The organism is Jeotgalicoccus sp. FSL K6-3177, assembly GCF_038050175.1.
GTDB classification, from domain to species: Bacteria; Bacillota; Bacilli; order Staphylococcales; family Salinicoccaceae; genus Jeotgalicoccus; species Jeotgalicoccus nanhaiensis.
Window position 1 is genome coordinate 469963 of sequence record NZ_JBBOSK010000001.1, and the last position, 26529, is coordinate 496491.

Genomic DNA, 26529 nt, shown 5'->3' on the forward strand with positions numbered 1-26529 from the left:
AGGGATGAAAGCGTTACATAAATTTCTATATTAATGAGTGAAAATAATGGATAACAGATATTCAAGACAGCTGCTCTATTCTAATATCGGCGAGCGGGGCCAAAAGCTTCTCGGAGAGAAAACAGCAGTGATTGTCGGACTCGGCGCACTCGGTTCTTTGTCGTCGGAAATGCTCGTGAGAGCGGGGGTCGGCAAACTGATTTTAATCGACCGGGATTACGTCGAACTGACGAATCTGCAGCGCCAGACTTTATATAACGAAGAAGATGCAAGAGAGAAGAAACCGAAAGCCGCAGCTGCTTACGATAAACTGTCTAAAATCAACAGCGCTGTCGAAATTGAAGTGCATGTGGCGCACTGTGACGCAGGCTTGATTGAGTCGGTCGCACAAGAGGCAGACCTGATCCTTGACGGGACGGATAATTTCGATACGCGGATGCTGATTAACGATGCGGCTTTTAAATATAAGCTTCCATGGATCTATGCGGCCTGTATTGAAGGTTCATATTCCAGTGCAGTCTTTGTTCCGGAGAAAACTCCGTGCTTCAGATGCCTGACGCCGGTGCTGCCGGCGACGACCTTGACGTGCGACACTGCAGGCATTATCTCGCCGGCAGTCCATATGGCTGTCAGCCATCAGGTGACTGCAGCACTTAAAATTCTGACGGAACAGTTTACAGGCCCTTATCATATGCATATCGGCAATGTATGGGATATGGATTATATGAAGTTCGATATCAGCAGCATGACGGAAAGCGCATGTCCGACCTGCCAGACGAAAGAATTCCCGGAACTGAACAGGGAAGAAACGAGCGCTATGAAATTCTGCGGTCGGGATATGATTCAGGTAATCGACGGCCGGCTGACTGAGAGCGTGGTAACAGAAACACTCGAACAGGCGGATATCGTCTATAAAAGAACGCCGTATTTTATCGAGTTTAACTACGGAGAGACACGCATCGTGAGTTTCTCTAACGGCAGAATGCTGATGCATAACGTCGTGAATTTAAATAAAGCACGGACCATCATCAACCAATTATTCGGCTAGGAGCGGATGTTTTTGAGTATTGTGGATAGAATTGACAGAGATATTAAAGTGGCGGTAATTACAGTTAGTGATACGCGCGATAAAACGACGGACAAAGGCGGTAAACTCGTCATTGATTATATCAGGACGGTGAATGCCTTTGTGCCTGAAGAACATTATGAAATCGTTAAAGACGAAATTGATACGATTCAAAATGCGGTGAAGCAGCACCTTGCAGCGGGCGTGGATGTTGTGATTACGACGGGCGGCACGGGAATCGCAAGACGCGATGTGACGATTGAAGCGGTGACGCCGCTGTTCGATAAGGAAATCGAAGGATTCGGCGAGCTGTTCCGCATGCTGAGCTACACGGAAGACATCGGTTCACGCAGTCTATTATCCCGTGCAGCGGCAGGAACTTACGGTCACCAGCTGATTATCTCACTGCCGGGTTCAAGCGGTGCAGTAAAGCTCGGCATGGAAAAACTCGTGATGCCGGAATTGAACCACCTGGTATTTGAGCTGAATAAAGAGAATTAGAGTGTATGTGACGTTGTGTATACATGAGCGTCTGTCATGCCTATGTAACGGATCTTTCGTATACATGAGGGTCTGTCATGCCTATGCAACGGATCTTTCGTATACATGAGAGCTTGTCATGCCTATGCAACGGGTCTTTCGTATACATGAGGGTCTGTCATGCCTATGCAATGGATCTTTCGTATACATGAGGGTCTGTCATGCCTATGCAACGGATCTTTCGTATACATGAGGATCTGTCATGCCTATGCATCGGATCTTTCGTATACATGAGGATCTGTCATGCCTATGCATCGGATCATTCGTATACATGAAGCCCTGTCATGCCTATGCATCGGATCTTTCGTATACATGAGGATCTGTCATGCCTATGCAACGGGTCTTTCGTATACATGAAGACCTGTCATGCCTATGCAACAGGTCTTTCGTATACATGAGGCCCTGTCATGCCTATGCATCGAATCTTTCGTATACATGAGGATCTGTCATGCCTATGCATCGGATCATTCGTATACATGAAGCCCTGTCATGCCTATGCATCAACTCATTCGTATACATGAGCCAACACCCAACTAAAAAATCCGCCTGCTCAAGGTCAGACGGATTCAATCATATTTAAGCCTTGTAGTCGCCGGATTTGCCGCCGGATTTTTCAAGAAGCTTTGTTTCTTTAATAATCATACCTTTATCGAGCGCCTTGCACATATCGTAAACGGTGAGCGCTACAGCGCTTGCTGCTGTCAGTGCTTCCATTTCAACACCGGTTTTGCCGGTCGTTTTTACTGTCGCTTCGATAACGAGCACATAGGTTTCATCAGTTTCCCAGCGGAATGAGACGTCAACACCGGACAGTGACAGCGGATGGCACATCGGAATAATCTGATGTGTGTTTTTCGCTGCCATAATACCCCCTACCTGAGCGACACCGAGAACATCTCCTTTTTTTACAGTTCCTTCGGTGATACCTTTATAAATATTCTCGGGCACTTCAAGCAGACTCTGTGCAGTTGCACTGCGTTTCGTGACTGATTTATCTGATATATCGACCATTTTGGCGCGGCCTTCTTCATTAAAATGCGTAAAATTAGACATTTGCAACCTCCCATTTAGTACAATAAGTATAAGTAATCAAATTATATCAAACATTCATACGAAACGATAAATAACTTAAATACAGCGAGGATGATAGAAATGACTTTAAACAGAACACCGGTTCATGTTAACGATGCAGTGGCCAAACTGATGGAAAGAGTCACGGAACTCGGCACAGAAACTGTCAGCTATAAAGAGAGTTACGGCAGAGTGCTCGCGAAAGATTTAACAGCGACGTCGGATGTTCCTTTATTTACGAAATCTGCCATGGACGGTTTCGCAATTCATTCACAATCGTCTCAAGGTGCTTCAGGTGATAACAGGGTGGCATTTAAAGTAGTTGAAGAAGTGCCGGCAGGCAGCTCGAGCGATTACGTCTTAAAGGAAAATGAAGCTTTCCGCATTATGACGGGAGCTGAAATTCCAGAGTCGGCGGATACGGTCGTTATGTTCGAACAGACGAAAGAAACTGAAGACGGTTTTACAATCCGGCGTGAGTTTACACCAGGTGAAAATATCGCACAAAAAGGTGAAGAGTGTAAAGTCGGTGACATTATTGTAGAAAAAGGCACGGTGATTAACCCGGGTACGGTCGCGACACTTGCTACTTTCGGCTACAGCGAAGTTGAAGTGTTCAAGCAGCCGGCGGTCGGCGTGCTGTCTACAGGAACAGAACTTTTAGAAGTTGAAGATGAACTCGAACGCGGGAAAATCCGCAACTCGAATACACCGATGGTAATGAGCCAGCTGAAACGCATGGGCATCGAAGGCAAGCATTACAAATTAGAAACAGATGATTTCGACACATTGTATACGCGGATTAAAGCGATGCTCGATGAAGTCGACGTGATTATTACAACAGGCGGCGTATCGGTTGGGGATTACGACCTGCTGCCGAAGATCTACGACGAACTCGGTGCTGAAGTCCTATTTAATAAAGTAGCTATGCGACCGGGCAGTGTTACAACAGTCAGTATTTTAAACGATAAACTGCTCTTCGGACTCAGCGGCAACCCGTCAGCATGCTATTCAGGTTTTGAACTGTTTGCCCGTCCTGCGCTGAACTTAATGCAGAGTGCAGCACTGCCGTTTGCTCCGCTTATTGATGCGGTGCTTGATGAGGACCACTCGAAGGCTAACCCGTTCTCGCGCTTTATCCGTGCGGAACTGTTTTTTAAAGAAGGGAAAATATATGCACGCCCGTCCGGTTTTAACAAATCAAATGCGGTGACATCTATTGCACGAAGCAACGGCGTTATCGTTCTGCCAGGCGGTACGCGCGGCTTTGTTAAAGGCGATGCAGTCAAAGTGATGATGACTGATGTCACGACAGGCGCAGACAATTTTGGGGTGGAGTAGATGAAAACTTTACAGATAGCAGGCTATAAAAATACAGGTAAAACAACGCTCATTCTCGACCTGGTAAATTTATTAAAACAGCACGGCTATACTGTTGCAGTGATTAAACGGCATCATATTACCGAAGACATCCCGAACGATACGGACACCGGCAGATTTTTTGAAGCGGGCGCAGATTATACTGCCTTCAATATGCCGGGACATTCCATTATGACGGAACGTCCCGACAAGCCGCTGACTGTACAGCTGCAGAGATTTCAAACTGAAGGCGTGGATTTCGTACTCGTTGAAGGCTATAAAAAAGAAAACTATTCAAAAATTATTCTGACCTATTCGTTTACAGAAGGTGAAACGGATATTAATGAAATCGGCCTGACGAATGTGTTAAACCGTTTTGATATGCGTTACGATAAGGATAATGCAGTGAACTGGTTTAAAGAATGGAGCAGTATCGGCAATGAAAATGTTTGAAGTAACAGATAAAGAACTGGATATAAACAAATATCATAAAATGACTGTAAATGAACATCAGGGGGCAGTATGCACCTTTACGGGACATGTCCGCGAATGGACGAAAGGCACGCGCACCGTTCACTTGGAATATGAAGCTTATATTCCGATGGCGGAAAAAATGCTCGCTCAAATCGGCGATGAAATATCGGAACGCTGGCCGGGTGTGATTACAGCCATCGGCCACCGTATCGGCAAGCTTGAAATTTCCGATATAGCAGTGGTGATTGTAACGAGTTCGCCGCACCGTACAGACAGCTACCGGGCGAACGAGTATGCAGTAGAACGGTTAAAAGAGATTGTCCCGATCTGGAAAAAAGAAATTTGGGAAGACGGCGAAAAATGGATTGGCGATTCCCGCAAATATCATCCGAGTGTGGAGGAAAACTAATGGAAATTAAAGTATTTGCAAGTATAAAAGAAAAAATCGGCAGCGACACAATTGACTTGTTTGTCGGCGACTCAATTACTGTCGGTGAATTAAAGAATCATATTTTTATCGACTACCCTGAACTTGACGGCGAAGTATTTCAGGTAGCTAAAAACGAAGCATTTGTTAAAGATGACGAAGTCGTTACATCAGAAGATACTGTGGCGTTAATTCCGCCGGTAAGCGGCGGTTAAATGATCGGGGTAATTTTAGCGGGCGGCAAATCGAGCCGCTTCGGCGAGGATAAGGCCTTGTATATGTTAAATGGCCGTCCGATGTATGAACATGTCGCACAATCGTTAGAAAATGTTCAAGCAATAGACGAGATTGTCATCAACACAAATGATAAACTGAAGACAAGCTTTAAAAATTATAAAGTAATTACCGATGATCCGGAGTATATCGACCACGGGCCGCTCGGCGGATTGTACGCTTCGGCCAAAGAGTATCCGGGACAGACACTAATGGTGATTTCCTGTGATACGCCGTACGTCGATTCAGCCTGGCTCGATATTCTTGCTGAAGAAGCAGAGAAGACAGGCGATACGGTAATTACGACTGATAACGACAGAGAGCACCCGCTCATCGGAGTTTATCAGCATGACACTCTGGCTGAATTGTTAAAAGCGCAGCTTGAGACGAAACGGTTAAGTTTAAAAGCGTTTTTCGAGAATCTCGATGTCCAATATTTAAACATCGGGTCTTATAATCTCAATAGTACGACGCTGGTTAATATCAATCGGAAGACTGATATTAAATAAGGAGGAATTACATGGCTCAGGTAGTTACAGATAAATTTGGCCGTCCGATCCGGGACCTCAGAATTTCGGTCACTGATAAATGTAACTTCAGATGCCGATACTGCATGCCGAAAGAAATTTTTGGAGATGATTTTGAATTCTTAAAGCGTGAACAATTGCTTTCCTTTGACGAAATTGAAAGGCTCGCAAGAATTTACGCCAGTCTCGGTGTGAAGAAGTTGCGTCTGACGGGCGGGGAGCCGATGATGAGAAAAGACCTTCATGAATTAATCGAACGATTAAACGTGATTGAAGGTATTGAAGATATCGGACTCACAACGAACGGACTGCTTTTGAAGAAACACGGCCAGAAATTGTATGATGCAGGGCTGAGACGCATCAATATCAGCCTCGATGCGATGGACGATGAACTGTTCGGTAAAATTAACGACCGGGGTATCGGCACGTCGCGCATTCTGGAACAGATTGAATATGCAATCGGCCTCGGTTTCCAGATTAAAATCAATATGGTTGTGCAAAAAGGCTTGAACGAGCAGGAAATACTGCCGATGGCACGCTATTTTAAAAAGCTGCCTGTGACCTTGCGCTTTATTGAATTTATGGATGTCGGCAACGATAACGGCTGGAACTTCGATAAGGTGGTCAGCAAGAAAGAAATTCTTGAAACCTTGCAGACGGAATTTGATCTTGCCCCGCTCGATCCGGCCTATTACGGTGAAGTGGCGAAAGTGTACAAGCATAACGATGCCGAAGATTCGTACTTAGGATTTATTACGAGTGTATCGGAAAGCTTCTGTTCGACTTGTACGAGAGCAAGACTGTCATCCGACGGAAAATTTTACGGCTGTCTGTTTGCAGTCGACGGTTTCGATATTAAGACACTGATGCGGGATGGCATCAGTGACGAAGAACTGACAGAAGTATTAATGGGTGTCTGGGACAAACGCGATGACCGTTATTCGGAAATCAGAACAGAAATTACAGAAGAAAAACGCCGGGAGCGGAAAAAAATCAACATGAGCTATATCGGCGGATAAATTTACAGAAAACGTGAAGGGGCCTCTTCACGTTTTTTGTGTCTGAAGGTGAGACTTTGAAACTGAATTTAAGTTTAAAACGAGCTGTATTGTACAGTTTAATTGCAGCAATCAGCCTTGCATTTTATATAGCTTTCGGCCATCAGTTATCCCGTATACTGGAAAGCATCGTGATGGCTAAGGATTTAAGCATACTCTCGCCGCTCATTTATATGAGTGCGTTTTTTGTGCTGTTTATAATAACAGATAAATTTTATAATCTGTATACGCAGATGTCTGCGAATAAATCAATCGAAAGAAAAGCAGATCAGCTGATCGACCGCATCGATGTTAAAACGCAGCGGGAGTCAGAAGGTATGATCAACGCTCTGCTTGTGCACCTGGAGTCCTACCGGCCGTATGAAACATCGTTTACACCGACAATTATTAAAACGATGATTAAAGTTACGGGCATTATAGCAGTCTTATTTTTTATCGATATCTATGCAGCAGCGATACTGCTGTTTACTGCACCTTTTATCCCGCTGTATTATGTGCTCGTTGGCCTGCAGACGCAGGAAGAATCGGTAAAGCAGGCGACGCGTTTTGACAATATCGGCACCTTGTTTTTAAATCTGATCCGCGGCAAGGATACTGTAAAAAATACGCAGTCCAGAAATACAGTGATAAAAAGACTGGAAGAAGATAACAAAGGTTTTGTCAAGGAAACCATGCACATTTTAAAATACGCCTTCCAGTCGACGATGATGCTCGAGTTTATAACGATACTCGGTATCGGTCTTGTCGCCTTGGAAATTGCGCTTCGAATAATTATTTTTGAAAATATTTCATTCTATACCGCATTTTTCGTGCTGCTTTTAGCACCGGAATTCTACAACGCGCTGAAAGTGCTCGGGACGGAATTTCATAACGGGAAGCTCGCACTCGGCAGCTTTGAAAAAGCGAAAGCAATTATTAACAAACCTGAAATGAATACAGCTTACAGAGGTAAAACAGACAGTTACGCAGCAGAAGCTGACAAACTGACAATCAGCCATGACGAAAAGCTGCTGCTGGATCAGGCCGATTTTAAGTTCGGTAAAAGAGGACTGACCGCGATTACAGGGGAGTCGGGAGCTGGTAAAACAACGCTCTTAAGAACCATCCTCGGACTCCATGAACCGGATTCAGGCACCCTCGATGTGCTGACCACTGATATCGGCTATGTTTCAGACCAGGTGTATTTTTCTGATACGACTATCTATGACTATGTGTCGGGAGACAGTCATTCAGAAGAGAAAGTGCATGACATTCTCACGCAGTTAAATCTGTCATCGAGTATCGATAATCTGGAAGCAGGCATTCATACACCGATTGTTAATCATAATATTCCATTATCCGGCGGGGAAATTGTCCGTTTGAAAATGGCAAGAGTATTAATCGAGCAGCCTGACATTATTATTATGGATGAACCGACTGAGTTTCTCGATGCTGAAACAGAGCAGCTCGTGATGAAGTATCTCGCTGAGTTAAAAGAAACATCAGCAATTATTGCAGTCATTCACCGCCGGCAATTGCTCGGAATTGCAGACAGCCATTATGTGCTAAGTGAAGGCCGCTTGAAAAGAGGTGAACGGGTATGATGTATTTAAAAGGTGAAAAGATGCATATCTTCTACAGTATCGTCCTCGGCATTATCGGCGGGCTTGTAGGTGTTGCGATATTTGGACTGAGCGGCTACATGATCAGTTTAAGCTTCTTTGAACCGCCGTTCTTCCTTATTATTTTAATTATCGCAGCCATTAAAATGTTCGGTCTGACAAAAGGTGCTGCGAAATATCTCGAGCGTCTTTTAAGCCACGATGCCACATTTAAAATGATCGGCAGATTAAGAGCTTCCTACTTCAAACAGTCCGTAAACAGTAAGGAGGATACGCACAGTGTCCGTTATATTCAAAAGCTGACAAGTTACTTTGACGATATTGAAGATTATTATATCCGCATTATTTATCCTTATATCGTTGCGGTGTTTATCTCGCTTATATTAACGGTGCTGTCGCTGCTGGTTGATCCGAAACTGCTTGTGATTCTGCTCGTATCGGTGCTGATTCTGCTGCTCGCTATGCCGCTCATTATAAGCGGTATTTCAGGCAGGCTGTACGATGAGAGAAACAAGGTGGAAGATAGGCTGTTTACAGAGCTGTATCATTACATTCATGACTTTACGAATCTGTTTGTCGTGAAAGAAGATAAAAAAATCAGCAGTAATATTAAAACTACCTATAAAAAGATTACGAAAAATGAAAACAGGGAAGCAGCCTTAGATGCGGCAATCGATATCATCAGTCTGTTTATCCAGCTTGGCGTGCTTCTTCTTGTCATTATTCTGTTCAGCGGCGATTATCCTTTATTAATCCCGATGATTATCTTACTCTTGATGAGTTTCTTTGAACTGGCCATTCCGGTCATTAAACCGGCAAGTAAATATAAAGCGGTCAAAGCACGCGTTGAAGCGGTAAGTGATCCGGGAGAAATGATGACGGAGAATAAAAATCAGAAGCTGTCCTTGTCCAATATGTCCTTCCGCTATCCGGAAACCAAACGCGATGTGCTGAGCAATATAAATATAGAAATTAAACCGGGTGAGAAACACGCGCTGATCGGCAGCAGCGGTTCCGGCAAAACAACCCTGCTCAACCAGCTGATTAAGCAGTCGGATGCGGGGATTATGCCGCAGCATCTGGATTTTTACAACGCCACGGTCAAAGAAAACCTGACGATGTTCAATCATTTTAAAGCAGATGAAGACCAGCTTGAGGAACTGCTTGAAAAATTCGAGCTGGATTACTTTAAGCCGGATGATTATATTACGTCGGCTGAGTATTTATCGCTTGGTGAGAAAAAACGGATGCATCTGATCCGCATGTATATCGAAGATAAAGATGCCTGGATAATGGATGAGCCGACAGCAAGTTTAAATACGCGCCTCAGAGATAAAATATGGCAGGAAATATTCCAGAAAGATACGGTGCTTACAGCGACGCACGACCTCAGCCATCTGGAGCAATTTGACTATGTGCACTATCTGGAAGGCGGAACGATAACAGAAAGCGGCAGCGTCAAAGAAGTACTTGGACAAGACGGTCCGATCAGGGAAGCATACAGACGATACAGAGATACTTTGTAAAGATGTTTTAACATCGGAGATATCCTTATGAAAACGGATTTTTATATGATATAATGTTCTTAATTTAACAAAATTAGTGGAGGTGACGGCTGTTGGGAAGGTGTATCTGAAAAGAACTTCAAAAAATACTGTGTTAACAAATAGCAGATTTATTCATGAACAAACGACCCGAGCGGTCACAAATTATCGGAGGTGAACCCCGCAGGAGGGGAACTGATTGGATATATCCACTATAACTAATTTATTATTATTTACCATATTAATCGTACTGACAATGTTGTTCGTAGGATCTGAATTTGCATTTGTTAAAGCACGTATGTCAAGAATACATTCGCTTGTTGAAATGGGAGACAAAAGAGCAGAACGCGTAGAAAAAATGATTAACAATCTGGACTATTACTTATCTGCCTGTCAGCTGGGAATTACAGTGACAGCACTAGGTTTAGGTTGGATCGGGGAATCGACGTTTGAAGTGATTTTACACCCGCTGTTTGATTTAGTCGGAGTACCGGACGCCATGCAGACGGTAACGACAGTTGCAGCAGCATTTATTATTGTTACATTTATTCACGTTGTTGTCGGTGAACTTGCACCTAAGACAGTGGCGATTCAGTATGCCGAAAAAATGGCAATGGGATTAAGCGGACCGTTATACTTCTTTGGTGTTGTCTTAAAACCATTTATCTGGACGATGAACGGTGCAGCAAGAGGACTTGTACGCTTAGTGGGTATTAAAGAAATGCCGACAGAACAGGCGCACTCGGAAGAAGAACTTAAAGTGATTATGACTGAAAGTTACCAGAGCGGTGAAATTAACCAGACGGAACTTTCATATATGCAGAATATATTTTCATTTGATGAACGTACGGCAAAAGACGTTATGGTGCCGCGGACACAAATGATTACACTTGAGGAACCGGTAACAGTTGATCAGGTGGTCGAAACGATTAAAGAGTACAACTATACAAGATATCCTGTCACAGAAAGCAACGGTGACAAAGATAACATTATCGGTTTCATTAATGTCAGAGAATATTTAACAAATCACGTATCGGATGAACATGTTGCCGCAGGCGATTATATACATGACCTTCCGGTGATTACAGAATCATCGCGGATCAGCGATGCACTTGTTAAAATGCAGAGAGAAAGCGTTCATATTGCCTTAATCATCGATGAATACGGCGGTACAGCCGGAATGATTACGATGGAAGATATACTTGAAGAAATCGTCGGAGAAATCCGTGACGAATTCGATGAAGATGAAGAACTGGACGTTATTAAAGTCGACGATAATCTTTACCATATCAACGGGCGGGTACTGCTTGACGATCTTGAAGATGACTTTAAGATAGCATTTGAAGAAAGCGAAGACATCGATACAATCGGCGGCTGGATGCAGAGCATCAACACCGATATCGAGGAAGGCGGCTATATCGATACCGCCGAAGACCGCTGGCAGGTGCTGGAAGTCGAAAACCACTCAATTAAACAGGTGGCATTCTTAAGAGATTATAATGTAGTTTCTGCTGACGAAGAATCATCAGAAGAAGCTGCCGAGCAGGAAGCCGAAAAATAATATATGTTGAGAAATCGGGGCATTTTGTCCCGATTTTTTTGTTTTGCGGAGGAAATTTGGCTGGCGGACTAGTTTGGGTCCGATGAAATCCGCTCATGTGACCGAAACCTTTACATACAGTCCGATGAAACCCGCTCATCCGACTTCAAAACCAACTCTAACCGCCCGCCAATAATATGGTAAAATCAAATATAAGGGGTGATGGACCGATGGATATTGTTGGACTGGCAGCAGTAATTCTAACATTCACTGTACCACTGTACGCAATTTACAGGGGATATAATCAGAGCGATGACAAGATGGAATTAAAGAAAATGAAAGAACAGAGAAGACTTGAAGAAATTAAGCAGGAAAATTACCTGCTGGAGAATGAATCGATGCGGATTGAGCTCGACAAAATTAAAAAAGAAAATGCAAGAAAGCAAAAAGCGCTTGAGAATAAAGAAAATTCGAGATGGCTGATTGAAGAAACTGAAGATGAAAAGAAAGACAAGGCTGAATAGGGCTTTGTCTATTTTTTTATAAGCACGAGACGCTGTGATAAACTGGAGTTAAGAAAAATCGGAGGGATGATATGGGAGTTTTTGAATTCATATTTTTCACGTCATTAGTGACGTTCGGCTTTATCGCAAGTATTCCATTATACGCCATGCGGCGAGGGTACAATCAGAGTGACGAGAAGCTTGAGATTAAAAAGCTGATTGAACAGCGCAAGCTTGAACAGATTAAACAGGATAATTATCTGCTTGAGAATAAAGTGATGGCTCTGGAGCTTGAGAAGATTAAAAAAGAGCGTGAGCTGCGGGAACAGAAGGCGCTCGATGCCAAAGAAAACCGCCGCTGGCTGATTGAAGATAAGAATGAAGAGGAAATTAAAAAGGGGTAATAACAATGAAAACATTAATTAAAAACGGTCTGATCGTAACGACGGAAAATGAATATAAAGGCGATATTTTAATCGAAGGGACTAAAATAGAAGCGGTCGGCAGAAATTTAAGAGTGGAAGCGGACAAAACAATCGATGCCGAAGGCATGGTAATTCTGCCGGGCGGCGTGGACCAGCATGCGCATTTTTCTTTTGAATTTATGGGGGAAAGAACGAAAGGTTTTGAAACGACAAATGCAGCGGCGCTTGGCGGTACAACGACAGTAATTGAGTTCGTCAATCAGGAAGCGGGCAAAGGTCTCGTTGAAACGGTAGAGGAGTATCGTAAAGAATGGGTCGAGGGTATTTCTATGGTGGATTACAGTTTCCACCCGGTCATTACCGACCCGACACCGGAAACGTTTAAAGATATTAAAAATCTGCCTGAAGCAGGTTATCCGACAGTAAAATTATTCATGGCGTATAAGGGTCAGTTCTTCCATTCTGATGATGAAGCGGTAACGAATGCACTTCTGGAAGCGAAAGACGCGGGTGTGACTGTCATGGTCCATGCGGAGAATGCGGACCTGATTGAGCTCATGCAGAAAAAAGCGATTGCGAATGGTGATACGGATCCGTATTATCACGCACTGACACGTCCGCCGATTGTGGAAACGGAAGCGACTGAACGCGCCATTAATCTGGCACGCTTTGCAGAGGCGCCGATTTATATCGTTCATGTCACGACTGAAGGAGCGGTCAATGCCATTAAGAAAGCGAAAGAGGAAGGACTGCCGGTCTACGGTGAAACGTGTACCCAGTATTTACTGTTCGATAAAGATTATCTCGCCAAAGAAAACTTCGAAGGTTCGAAATACGTATGTTCACCTGCTTTAAGGGATAAGGCTGACCAGGAATACTTATGGAAATCGTTAAAAGACGGTTCGATTAATGCAGTAAGTTCAGACCACTGCGGCTTTACTTTTGACCAGAAAAAAATGGGGCTCGATGACTTCAGAAAAATTCCGAACGGCACGCCGGGCCTTGAAAACCGTCTGCCGATGCTTTGGACTTACGGTGTCGAAGCGGGAAGAATTACTAAATCTCAATTAGTAGATTACTATTCGACGATGCCGGCTAAAAACAATGGACTTGATCACAGAAAAGGACACCTTGCACCGGGTTATGATGCAGATATCGTCATTTATAATCCGAATGTGAAGAAGAAAGTTACACTTGAAGACAGCCTGAACGGTCTGGATTATACAGCCTATGAAGGATTCGATCAGGTCGGTGAGTGTGATGCAGTCTTCTTAAGAGGCACACTGGTCGTTAAAGATGGTAAATACATCGGAGAAAAAGGCCAGGGGTCATTTATTAAAGGTAGAGCTTTCGGTACAGCGTTCAGCTGAAAATGTTTTAAAAAGGGGTAGAACATGACTGAGAATAGTATTTCAATCAATAAAAAACGTTTAATTAAAGATATGGAAGCAATCAACAGTAATACAGCGACACCGGGCAATGGAAGCACGAGATTTTCTTATTCCGAAGAAGACAGAAAGACGAGAGAGTATTTATCAAGAGAATTTAAAAACTTAAATTTAGAAGTTAAAACAGATGGTGCGGGCAACATCAGAGCGAAATATAATCCGAAAGAGAACGACTTGCCGTCAGTAATGATCGGTTCTCATATTGATACTGTAATGAACGGCGGGGAGTTTGATGGTCTTGCCGGCACTATCGCAGCCTTGGAAGTCATCCGGACAATCAAAGAAAATAAGACAGATATCACGCATCCTGTTGAACTGGTTATATTTTCAGAAGAAGAAGGATCGAACTTCGGCAGCACAACTGTCGGCAGTAAAGTGATGACGGGTAAGCTGACTAAAGAAGATTTAATGACTTTATATAATAGTGAGAAACAGCCGGCTTACGAAGTGATGAAAGGGTCCGGTTTTGATGCGGATTCAATCGGAGAAGACCTGCTTCAAAAAGATGAGGTAAAAGCGATGATGGAACTGCATATAGAACAGGGCGGTGTGCTGGAAGAAGAGAGTAAATCTGTGGGTATCGTCCATGCGATTGCGGGAATGAACACTTTCCAAGTAACGTTAAACGGGGTTTCGAATCATGCAGGAACCACGCCGATGCCTGGCCGGAAAGACCCTTTAGTTGGAGCATCCAAGGTGATTATTGCCTTGGAGGAATATGCGCGGACTCAAGTTAATAATACAACTGTTGCGACAGTGGGCAAGTTGGAATGCAATCCATCTGGTTCCAACGTGATTAATAAGACAGTGACTTTTAATGTGGATATCCGTGATATCGAGCAGAGCGGAATTGATCAGGTTTCGAATTATTTAAAAGATAAAGTAAAAGAAACCGCAGAAAGACAGCAGCTGGAATATGAAATAGATTTAATAGGAACATCAGCACCGGCGAGATTATCTAAAACTGTAATAGATACGCTGGTATCCAAAGCAGAAAATCGGGAGATGGATTACTTAAAGCTGCATAGCGGAGCAGTACACGACACAATGATGCTGGCGGATGTGACAGATGTTGCGATGATATTTGTGCCGAGTAAAAACGGCATCAGTCACAGTCCGGATGAGTATACGTCTTATGAAGATATTGAAGACGGTGCGAATTTGATGCTTGAAGCGGTAATTGAGCTGGCTCAATAAAAATAATACCTTTCGGGGTATTATTTTTTTACTCAAACAACGACTATGTAAAATTTTTTAAGTAATGACATAATAAGAATAAGATGCTGTAAAAGGAGGATACTTTTATGAAAAAAATTTGGTTCATGCCGTTTCTTATACTGCTGCTTATAATGACAGCCTGTTCAAATGACACTGAAAATAATGAAACAGCGAGCGAAGAAAGCAGTGAAGAAAATAGTGAAGAAAAAAATATTGAGAACAGCGAGAAAGACGATGTTGACACGGCAAATATAGAGAATCAGGAAGAAAGTGAAGCAGGACAATCAGAAGAAGAATCAGAACCTGCCGATGACACAGAAGAAGACAAGACAGGGAAACAAACAGCTGCAGATCAAGCGGACCAGTCAGGTTCATCCTCGGACTTGATGTTTGATCTAAACTCACCGGAAGTTCAGGCGCAGCTGCTTGGAACGAGTGCTGGAAATGAGGAAGGCACTTTTGAACAGGACTTTATCACTGAAGGAATGACGCAAACAGAAGTGGAAGAGCTATACGGTCCTTATGAATTTACATTTTATACAGGCGGTGCATCACCTGCATTTCACGGCAACTTAGGTGTTGTGTATAGTGAACGTGCGCCCTACGGTCTTGGTGATGATGGTTCAGACAGCAGCATCAATCCGGATGAGAACTATGTGGAGTATGTCTGGTACTTTGCTCACATTGAATCAAATGAACTTATAAACGCTTTAGGAAAACCAGATGATTATAATGATGGCAGTCAGTCTATGAATGGGCTTCCGTATTACGTTTACGAAGGTGAAGGAGACGACGGAAGGTATTACATTACTGGAGCAAGTACTTATAATTCGCCTGATGGAGAACGTATTGGTCTAATCAAACGGGAGATTTTTGATGAAGATCCAAAAGAGCAGGCTTCATCCGATAATGGAGAACGTTATTTTGAGGACTATTATACAGAAGGATTCCCTGTTGAACTGACAGAAGAAGATGATTATTTCACTTATGACACGTTAAGGAATTTTATTTTCAAAACGTATTTAGATAATTTGGCTGATTATTACAATGACGAAAATGACGATGTGCTTTCTATTCTGGAAGGAAATGCACTGGATAAAATTCAGGCTAATAAAGCATCCGGCAACTTCGCAGACCATCAAATCTATCCGGGAACAACAGTTTCTGTACAGCAGATTTCAGAGAGAGAATATCAGATTACTGTAAACAGAACATATTCACATGCAACATCGAATGGGCAGGAAACTAGCCAAGTTACCTATACTGTACTCGATACTAATGGCATGTTGAAAATAACTAATTATGAGTAAGTACAATATTTATAAAAGATACCCGCAGAGTGCAAAGACTTCTTTACACTCTGCGGGTATGTTGTTATTGTGTATGTAAATATAACTTTACCTCACAAAGAGGCGCAGTTTTGATGGATTTTTAAGTAAATGGGTACAATCGCTTCAGCTATAATTGTTAAACTGATAATAAATAATTATAATTTTTACTTTAGAAAATTAAAGGACTGTATAATCTCGTCACAGTTTCTTCCTAATCAACTACTTCAACGATGACTTGATCGCCTTCTCTAGCAAGTTGTATAGCTTCTCGAAACACAATCCTTTCAGATATATTTTTTCCTAGTAACTTCTCAGTAAATATTTTTTCTGAACAAAATTTTTTAAACACTTCAATCTGCCTATTGAGATTCTGATCCAGTGTAGAAACACGAGCATATGCAACTTTCATTAAATCAATCCTTTTTTCTAACACTTAATTTACACCCTAATCATACAGCGTGAAGCTAATCATATCAATACATATATAATGTCTATTGAGGGTCTAATCTAATCAAACAAAAATTTAAGAGAGAAGTCATATCTACAAGTTTTTTAACCAGAAGATTATTTTGATCTATTTCAAAAATTTTCAAACCGTTCTTAAAAGTGTATTTTTATAACCGTATGATAAAAGAGAAATTTTAGTCGCTTACTTCGTTTCAAGATATTACTGATACAATAAGGTTAAAAATCGGTACGTTTAACGGAACAAGTGTAGGTATTATAATAAACGTTTTTGATTTTGATGAAAAATAAGCTGTTCAATTTTTGATTGAACAGCTTTACCTAGTTATCCTTACTTTTATTCTTTTACCCTCAAAAGGCGGAGAGCATTCAGTATTACAATAATAGCAGCTCCTGTATCACTTAATACGGCCATTCATAGTGTAAGTATTCCCAAGAATATCAGAACAAATGCCGCCAACTTTATTGTGATGGAAAACCAGGTGCGGTTGGGAAAATCCCCTTCCTGCGATTACCGTTCACAAACGCCCAAAAAGAGCAACTGGCCCTTTTAGCTCTGGGACTGTCTTGGCATAGAGAAGGTAAAACCTTTCCCACTTAAAAGAACGGAAAAAGACGCTCTGTCCTGGCATTATCTTTGGCTCGACGCTTGCCCCCATACGGATATTAATCGTTTCGAAACTTTTAATACAGTCAATGTAACTTTTGAATGTAAACTGGCTGCCTTAAGTCACTGTTTATGATTTTATGCTTCCCATGCTCTTTAATTGCTTATTTGACCGCCCGTATGATAAAAACGGTATGCAAGGCATTGTTTTTACTCATAACATCTTTATTAGATTGCTCTGTTTTTTAGTGTCCAATGTTATGGGAACATTGTAGAATCCACACTTCAAAGTTCATTCATGTCAATCGATTCGTTCATTATTTAGATCTTAATAATCGAAGTCCATTTAGTATAACAACTAAAGTACTTCCTTCATGAACAATTACACTGATTGTAATATCAGTTAATCCTAACAAACTAACGACAACTAAAAAGGCAACAACTGCCATTGAAAAAATAATATTTTGCCTAATAACACGACCCATATTTGAGGAAATTTTATGAGACTGTACTAATTTAGATAAATTGTTCTGCATTAAAACCAAATCAGATACTTCTACTGCCACATCAGTACCGCCCCCCATAGCTATACCAACATCAGCATTAACAAGGGCCGGTGCATCGTTCACACCATCTCCGACCATGGCAGTAACTCCAAATTTTTCTTTTTGTTCTTCTATAATTCTGGATTTATCTTCAGGCATTACATTAGCGATAACTTCGTCTATTCCCAATTGTTCGCCTACAGCTTTTCCCGTCATTTCCGAATCACCAGTAATTAAAGTCGTGTGGATACCAAGTTTTTTAAAGTAATTAATTGTTTCTTTAGCATGCTCATTCGGAATATCCATTAGAGCTATAAGCCCAATAACTTCTTCATTTTCTGCTACGTATACAACCGTCTTTCCTTCTGATGCCCAATCATGATTGAACTGGGTATACTCTTCAGAAACACTTTCAAAAGAAGTAGGCTTACCAATACGATAATTTTTTCCATTATAATCTCCTGTCAGACCTTTTCCAATTTGATTAGTAACTTCGATGCCTATTTTATTTTTAACTTCAAATTTTTCTAAAATAGCATTAGCGAGTGGGTGATTGGATTCCTTTTCAAGGGCGACTATAATATCAATAATATTTTCTTCGTTCACAGAATGAGTGAAATAGTAATTTGTTACTTTAGGTTCTCCGTTCGTAAGGGTTCCTGTTTTATCGAAGGCAATTGCATCTATATCCGCTAATTGTGATAGGTAAGTACTTCCTTTTGAAAGCACGCCTTTTTTAGCTAGGTTAGATGTTGTAGATAATGTTACAGATACAGTAGCTGCTGCCAAAGCACACGGTGAAGCTGCGACTAAAAGCACTAATCCCCTGTAAACACTTTGCGACCATGTCCAATCAAATAAAAAAGGAGCAAGTAACATTACTAATGGTATTGCGATTAAAACGATATTAACATATTTAGGCTCGAATTTTTGAATGATACTGGCAGCTTTTGTTTGATTATCTTGGTTTTGACTAACTAATTGTAAAATTTTAGAGAATACAGTATCCTTGTTTTCCTTAGTGACTTCCATAGTAAAAGTACCTGTTCCATTAATCGTACTTCCAAAAACTTCGTCACCCTTAGACTTCTCTTTCGCTATACTTTCTCCATTAATAGAAGATTCATCAATTGAGGTAGTACCCGATAAAATAATTCCATCAATTGGAACTTGATCACCGTTCAGCACTTGGAGTTGATCTCCAACTTTTAATTCACTGACATCAACAATTTTTGTGTTTCCATCAGGTAGAATTAATTTAGCTGTCGTTGGGTTCATTTCGAGTAGCTTAGTAATTTCTCTTTTACTTCTTCCTTCAGCGTAATCTTCAAGAAAATGAGCGCCGGAAAAAATAAGTATCAAAAGGGTTCCTTCCCAAAAACTCCCTATCAGAGAAGCCCCGATTGCAGCTAATCCCATTAGAATATGAGAATTAGGAGTGAATTTCCCCTTTAATTTAGTATTTTCAACTGTCTCTCCAATTCCTTCGAGAAGAATTACATGGTAGCCGGCTGTGATTGTGGCAAATGAAAATAAGATGTTTTGTATTAATAAATTTTCATCGCTTAAAAAAAGCCCAATTATAGCCAACACTAAGCCAATAAAATATGAAATAATTGGCATTTTTCCGTGGGTATGATCGTGGCTATGACTTTCGTGTGCTTGTTGCTCTTGAATATTTTTCATTTCTATCACCTTTCTAAATAAATATGATATATCGGGTTCCAATATATTCGCAGTAAGCTTAACTAAACCAGGACGTTAATTGACCACATCCAAACTTTTTGTTCCAATAATACATCCTATGAATTTATCAACCGTATTCACTAACCCTCTCTGCTACACCCATCTCACTTTCTTTCGAGATATCATACAACGCTTTCCATTCTGTTTTTTGTTTTCCATATCCATTGCAAAACCCTCTTTTCATACGCTTATAATCTATATTGTTATATAATCATATAACAATATTAATGACGTAAATTACTATTAACACTCATTACTGGTTTACGGAATACTAGTTATGATAGGCGTGATCGATCGCCTGTTTTAGCATATTCATAGTATGTTCATCATTATGGGAGTAAAACAACGTTGTGCCTTCCCTTCGGAATTTTACTAACCGTAAATTTTTCAAGAACCGCAATTGATGGGAAACTGTTGATTGTCTAAGATGTAGCGTTTCAGCAATACCGTTTACCGAATACTCCTTATAAAAGAGCGAATGGAGAATCCGGATTCTCGTAGGATCACCTAACGCTTTAAATGTTTGCGATACGACAAATAATGTTTCATCATCTAAGTCCTTATTATTTACTTCCTCAAATTCTTTTTTTGCTTCCATTATTTTTCCCTCACTTTAGGTTTCAAGTCCAAATCTTATATAATAATCACTATTTATCTACATATATTAATATATGTTCATATATATGATATTATCATCTGAATAAAGAGTCAAATAATATTTAATATGAATTCATATATTTTGTTTTGATTTTTTAGCGTAAAATAAACAAAGCATTTTTAAGGAGAGTAGTGGGATGAGTGCAGTATGGATGATCCGGCATTCGCTTCTGCATTTTGAATTGGTGTGGCGGTGGACTCGCTTGGATAATGAAAGGTTTTCAAAGTGGTCATGGCTTCATTTATTCATTATGTGCAGGCCTTATAATTGGTTTATTATTTTTTGAAATGATTCCAGAAAGTATTGAATTAGGCGGGTGGGTAATTTAAATCGGTGGAATAGCAATAGGCTTAGTATTATTCCAATCCATTCATCTATTAATAGATAAAATTACAATTATCACTAATAGTCATCAAAAAGATATTTTCGTTCGATCGGGAGTACTTTTAACTACCAGTATAGCAATTCATAATTTCCCTGTTGGCATCGCGATTGGATCAACAATTGGAACAAGTATGGGAAATTTCATGTTGACCACCTTATTTCTACATAACATACCTGAAGGAATAATTATTTTTAGCTGCGTTCGGTATGCTTACTTGGATACTGTTCGCAATAATTTTAGCAATCCATATCACGACAGGGTAATTATTCAGTCAATTGTTCGAGATTGGAAAATCATCTTTCATTGCATTATTTTCCTTAGCGTATGTTTTCCGTGTTTTGTTGGTAGGGCCCTTTATTATTCAAACATCTGCTTGAATAAAGAAAAATAAGATGATACACTATATTCAAACAAATATTTGAATGATGAGGTGTATGTATGAATAAAAAAGAAACATGTGAAGTTTTTTGTTATGACGAAGAAAAGGTTAACCGGATGCAAGAGAATTTACAAACTGTCGATATTGCCGGTATATCACAGATGCTTAAGGCCATCGCTGATGTGAATAGGGCCAAAATCACCTATTCCTTATGCCGGGAAGAGGAATTATGTGTCTGTGACATCGCAAATATACTCGGTGTGACTGTAGCAAATGCTTCTCATCATTTACGCACTCTCTACAAAGAAGGCATCGTCACATTCAGGAAAGAAGGCAAACTTGCGTTCTATTCTCTGGAAGATCAGCATATTAGGGAAATCATGACGATTGCATTAATACATAGGAAAGAAGTGATGGCCCATGTCTGAAGGTATCGTAGAGCTGACTGAAGAAGAAAAAAGTGTTTACCGTGTTCAGGGATTTTCCTGTGCGAACTGTGCAGGGAAATTTGAGCGCAATGTGAAGAAACTACCTGAAGTTCAAGATGCGAAGGTGAATTTTGGCGCATCGAAAATTTCTGTATACGGTTCGGCAACGGTTGAGGAACTGGAAGAAGCAGGGGCATTTGAAAACCTCAAGGTGGTGCCTGAAAAGTCTAGGCGTCAAATGCAACCAGAAGTGAATAAAGAAAAAAATGTTTACCGTGTTCAGGGGTTTTCCTGTGCAAATTGTGCTGGTACATTTGAAAAAAATGTGAAGAAACTACCTGAAGTTCAAGATGCGAAGGTGAATTTTGGCGCATCAAAAATTTCTGTATATGGTTCTGCAACGGTTGAGGAACTGGAAGAAGCAGGGGCATTTGAAAACCTCAAAGTGGTACCTGAGAAATCCGGAGAAGAAAGTGGACAAGACAAAAAAGAAAAGGAAGTAACCATTCCATTTTATAAAAAGCACAGCACTCTGCTCTATTCGCTACTGTTTATGGCGTTTGGCTTCATTTCAATGCTGGTGAATGGTGATGATAATATTCTTACGCCGCTGTTATTCATCACTTCCATGGTTGTCGGAGGGGCTTCAATGCTGAAAACGGGTCTCCAGAATTTAGTCCGGTTTGAATTTGATATGCGAACCCTGATGACCGTCGCAGTAATTGGCGGGGTCATCATCGGAGAATGGGCCGAGGTCGCGATTGTTGTCATCCTGTTTGCCATCAGCGAAGCGCTGGAGCGTTTCTCGATGGACCGGGCAAGAAAATCTATCAGTTCATTGATGAACATTGCCCCTAAAGAGGCACTTGTCAAACGCAACGGGCAGGAAGTGACAGTTCACGTTAATGATATTGCAGTGGGCGATATTATGGTTGTTAAGCCGGGACAGAAAATTGCCATGGACGGTGTAATTGTCAATGGTCACTCTGCAATCAACCAGGCAGCAATAACAGGTGAATCGGTGCCAGTTGAAAAATCCTTAGATGATGAGGTGTTTGCAGGGACACTAAACGAAGAAGGTCTACTGGAAGTCAAAATTACTAAATTGGTTGAAGATACGACCATTGCTAAAATTATTCATCTCGTGGAAGAAGCGCAGGGTGAGCGAGCCCCCGCACAGGCATTCATTGATAAATTCGCAAAATATTATACACCAATTATTATGGGTGTCGCAGTGCTGGTTGCGATTGTACCCCCATTATTTTTCGGTGCTAGTTGGTCCACTTGGGTATACCAGGGCTTGGCGGTCCTCGTTGTAGGTTGTCCATGCGCATTGGTGATTTCCACGCCGATAGCGATTGTTTCCGCAATCGGAAATGCTGCCAAGAAAGGCATCCTTATAAAAGGCGGTGTCTATCTCGAAGAAATGGGTGGCTTAAAAGCCATTGCATTTGATAAGACCGGCACACTTACAAAAGGCGTTCCGGTTGTAACCGATTATCATTTAGTCGACAATGCAATTGATGAAAAGGAAATGCTGGCAGTCATCACGGCATTGGAAGATCGTTCCCAGCATCCATTGGCATCCGCCATTATAAAGAAAGCAGACAGTTATAACCTTACTTATACTGACATCTCTGTCGAAGACTTTTCTTCCATTACTGGCAAAGGGATACAGGGTAAAATCAATGATGAGATGTATTATGTGGGCAGCCCGGCATTATTTGAAGAGATACAAGCAGCTAATTTCAGTGATGCAATTAAAAATGATGTCAAAACACTTCAGGAACAAGGTAAGACCGTCATGGTTGCAGGAACGAAAAATGCAGTTCAGGCAATCATTGCAGTCGCTGATGAAGTCCGCGAATCGAGTAAAGCAGTAATCCAGAAGCTGCATCAGGCAGGCATAGAAAAAACAGTCATGCTTACGGGGGATAATCATAGTACTGCCCGTGCGATTGGTTCACATGTCGGTGTCACAGATATTCAATCTGAATTACTCCCACAGGATAAACTGGATGTAATCAAGCAACTAAAAACTGATTATCGTCATGTGGGAATGGTCGGCGATGGGGTCAATGACGCCCCGGCGCTGGCAGCTTCCACCGTTGGTATCGCTATGGGTGGCGCCGGTACAGATACCGCTCTTGAAACAGCAGATGTCGCTTTAATGGGCGATGACCTGAGGAAACTGCCCTTTACCATCAAACTCAGCCGTAAAACATTGAACATCATCAAAGCGAATATTGCTTTTGCCATTGGCATCAAACTGATTGCTCTATTGTTGGTCATCCCGGGTTGGTTGACACTCTGGATTGCGATTCTTTCGGATATGGGAGCGACATTGGTAGTTGCGCTCAATGGTATGAGGCTTATGCGTGTGAAGGAAGATGAATTTATCTCGGATTCTTCCCAGAAAAATAAAAGTACTGATGTCCAAATATTGGAGTTGGAAAAGTGATTGTAACGGTATTTACAGCTGCTGCAGTTTATATTGCGACAGGAATCGACTATCTTGTCATATTGATTCTTTTGTTTTCTCAAATAAAGAAAAGGAACCAGATCAAACATATCTGGATTGGACAGTATATCGGGACAGTCATTATTATACTCGCCAGTCTTCTGGTGTCATTGGGCGTTGCCAATCTAGTTCCCCAGCAATGGGTAATTGGTTTGCTTGGACTGCTGCCGCTTTACCTGGGTATAAAAATATGGATTCAAGGTGAAGAAGACGAAGATGAAGGCAACATTCTCTCCCTTTTCTCTTCAGGCAGATTCAATCAATTATTCATAACGGTCACTTTCATTGTACTGGCTTCCAGTGCGGATGATTTCGCTATCTATATACCGTACTTTACGACTTTAAATATGATGGAAATCATTATTGCCGTCATTGTTTTCATGATCATGGTTGGTGTTCTATGTCTAATCAGCTATCGATTGGCTTCCTTGAATTTTGTTTCAGATAAAATCGAAAAATATGAACGTTGGATCGTTCCAATCGTCTTTATAGGATTAGGAATTTATATCCTATTTGAAAATGGCACATTCAACGCTCTGTTCTCATTCCTATTTTAATAGAAAATTTTATAAGCCGATATCTCTCTTTTAATGTGAGATATCGGCTTAATTTTAGTGCAAAATATCACTTAAATAAGTGCAAAATATAGTCAAAAGTCACACCCAGATTTAAGACAAAGGTCTGCTAAACTTTAATCACCGATTCACATCCGGTTACCCCTTCTGTCACTTTCGTAATTATTCTGCACTAATTCAGACGATAATTTGCATTATAATTAAAGAACCCAGCTTGTCTTAGTAAGAAGACAAGCTGGGTTCTAAAGTAGTATGTGCAAAATAGTATTTAAAATATATGCAATTCATCGGTGAAAGAGACACTCTAGTGTTGTCTATTTAGGATCTACCTATAACAAACACAACTTAATATTAATTAAAAATAAATATCTGAATATTTAAAATGTAAGGGTTTACATAAAAGGGTTTATATCCTAATATAGAGGTTGAAAGGAGAGGTGATTAAAATGGGTAGAAGAAGATCAGAAATTGCAGGACCTACATTTCCAAAAGTTGACGAGATTGACTTTGAACTATTTTTAGCAAAAATGAAACTCTTTAATTATGAAGAGTTATCAAAAATGAATAACCTCTACCAGTAAAGAAGTAGTAACTTATCATTCACTAATACATTTCTCAAAATGTATTAGTGAATGTATTAGTGAAAGGAGAGATAAAATGTTAGAAAGAGAATTAGAATTAAAGTATGCAAAAAAAAATATAATTTCAGCTGTAGAAAAATTAGGATTAGAATTTGATTTAGATAAGTTATCAAGTAATACATATATAGCAAAATTACTAAAGGATGGAACGGAAGTTGATAGAGGAATAGGAAAAGGTTTTGAAGAACAAGCAATAATATCTTCGTTATTTGAAAGTGTAGAACATTATTCTCTTAAGAATAATAATGAAAACTTAAAAACTATAAGTAAAGATTATATAATCCAAAGTTACGAAGAATATAATAAGGATGACATTAGTCTCCTAAAGTTATCAGATAATGAAGATTTTTTGTGTAGAGAGTATTTAAATTTTAACGATGACAGTAAATTATTAGTTCCTGAATTATTAGTAAATCCTGACTTTATTAAATCACGTGCCCCTATAAACAAATACAGTACTAATAATGGGACTTCAATAGGTAGTACTTTTGATGAAGCACTTCTTCATTCCTTGGGAGAGTTAATAGAACGAGATTCAATTTCTATGTTTCTGATAGATTATTTTTTAAATAATTTTTGTGAAATAGATGTCCTTAACAATAGCAATCTTGATAATGATTTAATTAATTTATTAAAAATTATCAGAGACTATGGGTATGAAGATATAAAAATAATAATGTTAAGTAATGAGTTTAATGTTCCTACATTTATGACTGTTGCAACAAAAGAAAATAATATATTTCCAATGTATGGTGCAGGATCCTCACTATTTAAAAAGTATGCAATTGAGAGGTCTATTTATGAATGTATTCAACTTATAGAAGTAAGTATGAAAAGTGATGTTATAAAAAAAGAGAATGAAGATACTTTAATGCTATATAAAAATTATCCAAAACTAAATAAAATTTTTCTATTAGATTTTTCTAATGCTAATATAAATTATGTAGATTATCATGATACAAAATTAATAACTCATTATGATGTAGAAGATTTAGTGCGTATCCTTTCTAATATATTAAATCAGAAAGGATATCATATTTTTTATCATATTTTAGAAGAAAATGACGAATACTGTTGTTTACATGTTAAAATTCCAATGTTTGAAACTTTCCATTTAGTATTATATGGACAACCAGTTCTACCAAGATCTCGAGGTTATGAAAGGTTGAATTAA

At 40.3% G+C, this 26529-nt stretch carries 25 protein-coding genes; 21 read left to right on the top strand and 4 right to left on the bottom strand.

Annotated features, from left to right (window positions below; genetic code table 11):
* The first annotated feature begins 46 nt into the window (after nucleotides 1–46).
* Both MHH58_RS02380 and MHH58_RS02385 read left to right on the top strand, forming a co-directional pair.
* The gene (locus MHH58_RS02380; protein WP_341344922.1) at nucleotides 47–1048 is read left to right on the top strand and encodes a ThiF family adenylyltransferase; all 1002 of its coding nucleotides are present in this window, start codon (nucleotides 47–49) and stop codon (nucleotides 1046–1048) included.
* A gap of 6 nt (nucleotides 1049–1054) precedes the next feature.
* Entirely contained in the window at nucleotides 1055–1567 is a 513-nt protein-coding gene (locus tag MHH58_RS02385; RefSeq protein WP_135098352.1) for a MogA/MoaB family molybdenum cofactor biosynthesis protein, read from the top strand.
* A 615-nt stretch (nucleotides 1568–2182) separates the two neighbouring features.
* Here MHH58_RS02385 and moaC read toward each other — a convergent pair.
* The gene (gene moaC, locus MHH58_RS02390; RefSeq protein ID WP_341344923.1) at nucleotides 2183–2659 is read right to left on the bottom strand and encodes a cyclic pyranopterin monophosphate synthase MoaC; all 477 of its coding nucleotides are present in this window, start codon (nucleotides 2657–2659) and stop codon (nucleotides 2183–2185) included.
* 99 nt (nucleotides 2660–2758) lie between these two features.
* On the opposite strand from moaC, the gene MHH58_RS02395 reads away from it, so the two are divergent.
* From MHH58_RS02395 to MHH58_RS02460, 14 genes are all read left to right on the top strand, one after another.
* Nucleotides 2759–4018: a molybdopterin molybdotransferase MoeA gene (locus MHH58_RS02395; RefSeq protein WP_341344924.1), complete on the top strand. Its 1260-nt coding sequence runs from the start codon at nucleotides 2759–2761 to the stop codon at nucleotides 4016–4018.
* Nucleotides 4019–4489, top strand: coding sequence for a molybdopterin-guanine dinucleotide biosynthesis protein B (gene mobB, locus MHH58_RS02400; RefSeq protein WP_135098346.1), 471 nt, complete (start codon nucleotides 4019–4021; stop codon nucleotides 4487–4489).
* Complete coding sequence (locus MHH58_RS02405; protein WP_115885853.1) at nucleotides 4476–4919, top strand: molybdenum cofactor biosynthesis protein MoaE; 444 nt, start codon at nucleotides 4476–4478, stop codon at nucleotides 4917–4919. The genes mobB and MHH58_RS02405 overlap by 14 nt, the downstream gene beginning before the upstream one ends.
* Nucleotides 4919–5152 carry a MoaD/ThiS family protein gene (locus MHH58_RS02410; RefSeq protein ID WP_115885852.1) on the top strand — a complete coding sequence of 78 codons (234 nt, stop codon included), beginning with the start codon at nucleotides 4919–4921 and terminating at the stop codon, nucleotides 5150–5152. Before MHH58_RS02405 ends, MHH58_RS02410 begins: the two co-directional genes overlap by 1 nt.
* Nucleotides 5153–5719 (top strand): molybdenum cofactor guanylyltransferase, encoded by a 567-nt coding sequence (gene mobA, locus MHH58_RS02415; protein WP_341344925.1) that lies wholly within the window; start codon nucleotides 5153–5155, stop codon nucleotides 5717–5719. It abuts the gene before it with no gap.
* An 11-nt stretch (nucleotides 5720–5730) separates the two neighbouring features.
* A complete protein-coding gene (moaA, locus tag MHH58_RS02420) occupies nucleotides 5731–6756 on the top strand; it encodes a GTP 3',8-cyclase MoaA (RefSeq protein ID WP_135098342.1) in 1026 nt (341 codons plus the stop codon).
* Nucleotides 6757–6812: 56 nt separating this feature from the next.
* On the top strand, nucleotides 6813–8378 hold the full coding sequence (locus MHH58_RS02425; RefSeq protein WP_341344926.1) for an ATP-binding cassette domain-containing protein: 1566 nt from the start codon (nucleotides 6813–6815) through the stop codon (nucleotides 8376–8378).
* The gene (locus MHH58_RS02430) at nucleotides 8375–9922 is read left to right on the top strand and encodes an ATP-binding cassette domain-containing protein (protein WP_341344927.1); all 1548 of its coding nucleotides are present in this window, start codon (nucleotides 8375–8377) and stop codon (nucleotides 9920–9922) included. The genes MHH58_RS02425 and MHH58_RS02430 overlap by 4 nt, the downstream gene beginning before the upstream one ends.
* Before the next feature lie 217 nt (nucleotides 9923–10139).
* Nucleotides 10140–11501 (top strand): hemolysin family protein, encoded by a 1362-nt coding sequence (locus tag MHH58_RS02435; protein WP_341344928.1) that lies wholly within the window; start codon nucleotides 10140–10142, stop codon nucleotides 11499–11501.
* A 209-nt stretch (nucleotides 11502–11710) separates the two neighbouring features.
* Entirely contained in the window at nucleotides 11711–12004 is a 294-nt protein-coding gene (locus tag MHH58_RS02440; protein ID WP_341344929.1) for a hypothetical protein, read from the top strand.
* A 71-nt stretch (nucleotides 12005–12075) separates the two neighbouring features.
* The gene (locus MHH58_RS02445) at nucleotides 12076–12387 is read left to right on the top strand and encodes a hypothetical protein (RefSeq protein WP_135098333.1); all 312 of its coding nucleotides are present in this window, start codon (nucleotides 12076–12078) and stop codon (nucleotides 12385–12387) included.
* Nucleotides 12388–12392: 5 nt separating this feature from the next.
* Nucleotides 12393–13778, top strand: coding sequence for a dihydropyrimidinase (gene hydA, locus MHH58_RS02450; RefSeq protein ID WP_341344930.1), 1386 nt, complete (start codon nucleotides 12393–12395; stop codon nucleotides 13776–13778).
* A gap of 24 nt (nucleotides 13779–13802) precedes the next feature.
* Entirely contained in the window at nucleotides 13803–15053 is a 1251-nt protein-coding gene (locus MHH58_RS02455; protein ID WP_341344931.1) for a Zn-dependent hydrolase, read from the top strand.
* Nucleotides 15054–15160: 107 nt separating this feature from the next.
* Complete coding sequence (locus tag MHH58_RS02460; RefSeq protein ID WP_341344932.1) at nucleotides 15161–16384, top strand: hypothetical protein; 1224 nt, start codon at nucleotides 15161–15163, stop codon at nucleotides 16382–16384.
* A gap of 232 nt (nucleotides 16385–16616) precedes the next feature.
* Here the strand turns inward: MHH58_RS02460 and MHH58_RS02465 are convergent, their stop codons facing one another.
* The 3 genes from MHH58_RS02465 to MHH58_RS02475 all read right to left on the bottom strand — a co-directional run bounded on the left by MHH58_RS02465 (nucleotide 16617) and on the right by MHH58_RS02475 (nucleotide 20366).
* Entirely contained in the window at nucleotides 16617–16838 is a 222-nt protein-coding gene (locus MHH58_RS02465; protein ID WP_341344933.1) for a recombinase family protein, read from the bottom strand.
* 956 nt (nucleotides 16839–17794) lie between these two features.
* Nucleotides 17795–19708: a heavy metal translocating P-type ATPase gene (locus tag MHH58_RS02470; RefSeq protein ID WP_026858752.1), complete on the bottom strand. Its 1914-nt coding sequence runs from the start codon at nucleotides 19706–19708 to the stop codon at nucleotides 17795–17797.
* Between the two features lie 331 nt (nucleotides 19709–20039).
* Nucleotides 20040–20366: an ArsR/SmtB family transcription factor gene (locus MHH58_RS02475; protein ID WP_341344934.1), complete on the bottom strand. Its 327-nt coding sequence runs from the start codon at nucleotides 20364–20366 to the stop codon at nucleotides 20040–20042.
* A gap of 883 nt (nucleotides 20367–21249) precedes the next feature.
* On the opposite strand from MHH58_RS02475, the gene MHH58_RS02480 reads away from it, so the two are divergent.
* From MHH58_RS02480 to MHH58_RS02500, 5 genes are all read left to right on the top strand, one after another.
* Entirely contained in the window at nucleotides 21250–21618 is a 369-nt protein-coding gene (locus MHH58_RS02480; protein ID WP_247352459.1) for an ArsR/SmtB family transcription factor, read from the top strand.
* A complete protein-coding gene (locus tag MHH58_RS02485; RefSeq protein WP_341344935.1) occupies nucleotides 21611–24079 on the top strand; it encodes a heavy metal translocating P-type ATPase in 2469 nt (822 codons plus the stop codon). The genes MHH58_RS02480 and MHH58_RS02485 overlap by 8 nt, the downstream gene beginning before the upstream one ends.
* A complete protein-coding gene (locus MHH58_RS02490; protein ID WP_341344936.1) occupies nucleotides 24076–24696 on the top strand; it encodes a CadD family cadmium resistance transporter in 621 nt (206 codons plus the stop codon). The genes MHH58_RS02485 and MHH58_RS02490 overlap by 4 nt, the downstream gene beginning before the upstream one ends.
* 464 nt (nucleotides 24697–25160) lie before the next feature.
* Nucleotides 25161–25295 (top strand): hypothetical protein, encoded by a 135-nt coding sequence (locus MHH58_RS02495; protein ID WP_341344937.1) that lies wholly within the window; start codon nucleotides 25161–25163, stop codon nucleotides 25293–25295.
* A 76-nt stretch (nucleotides 25296–25371) separates the two neighbouring features.
* Complete coding sequence (locus tag MHH58_RS02500) at nucleotides 25372–26529, top strand: YcaO-like family protein (protein ID WP_341344938.1); 1158 nt, start codon at nucleotides 25372–25374, stop codon at nucleotides 26527–26529.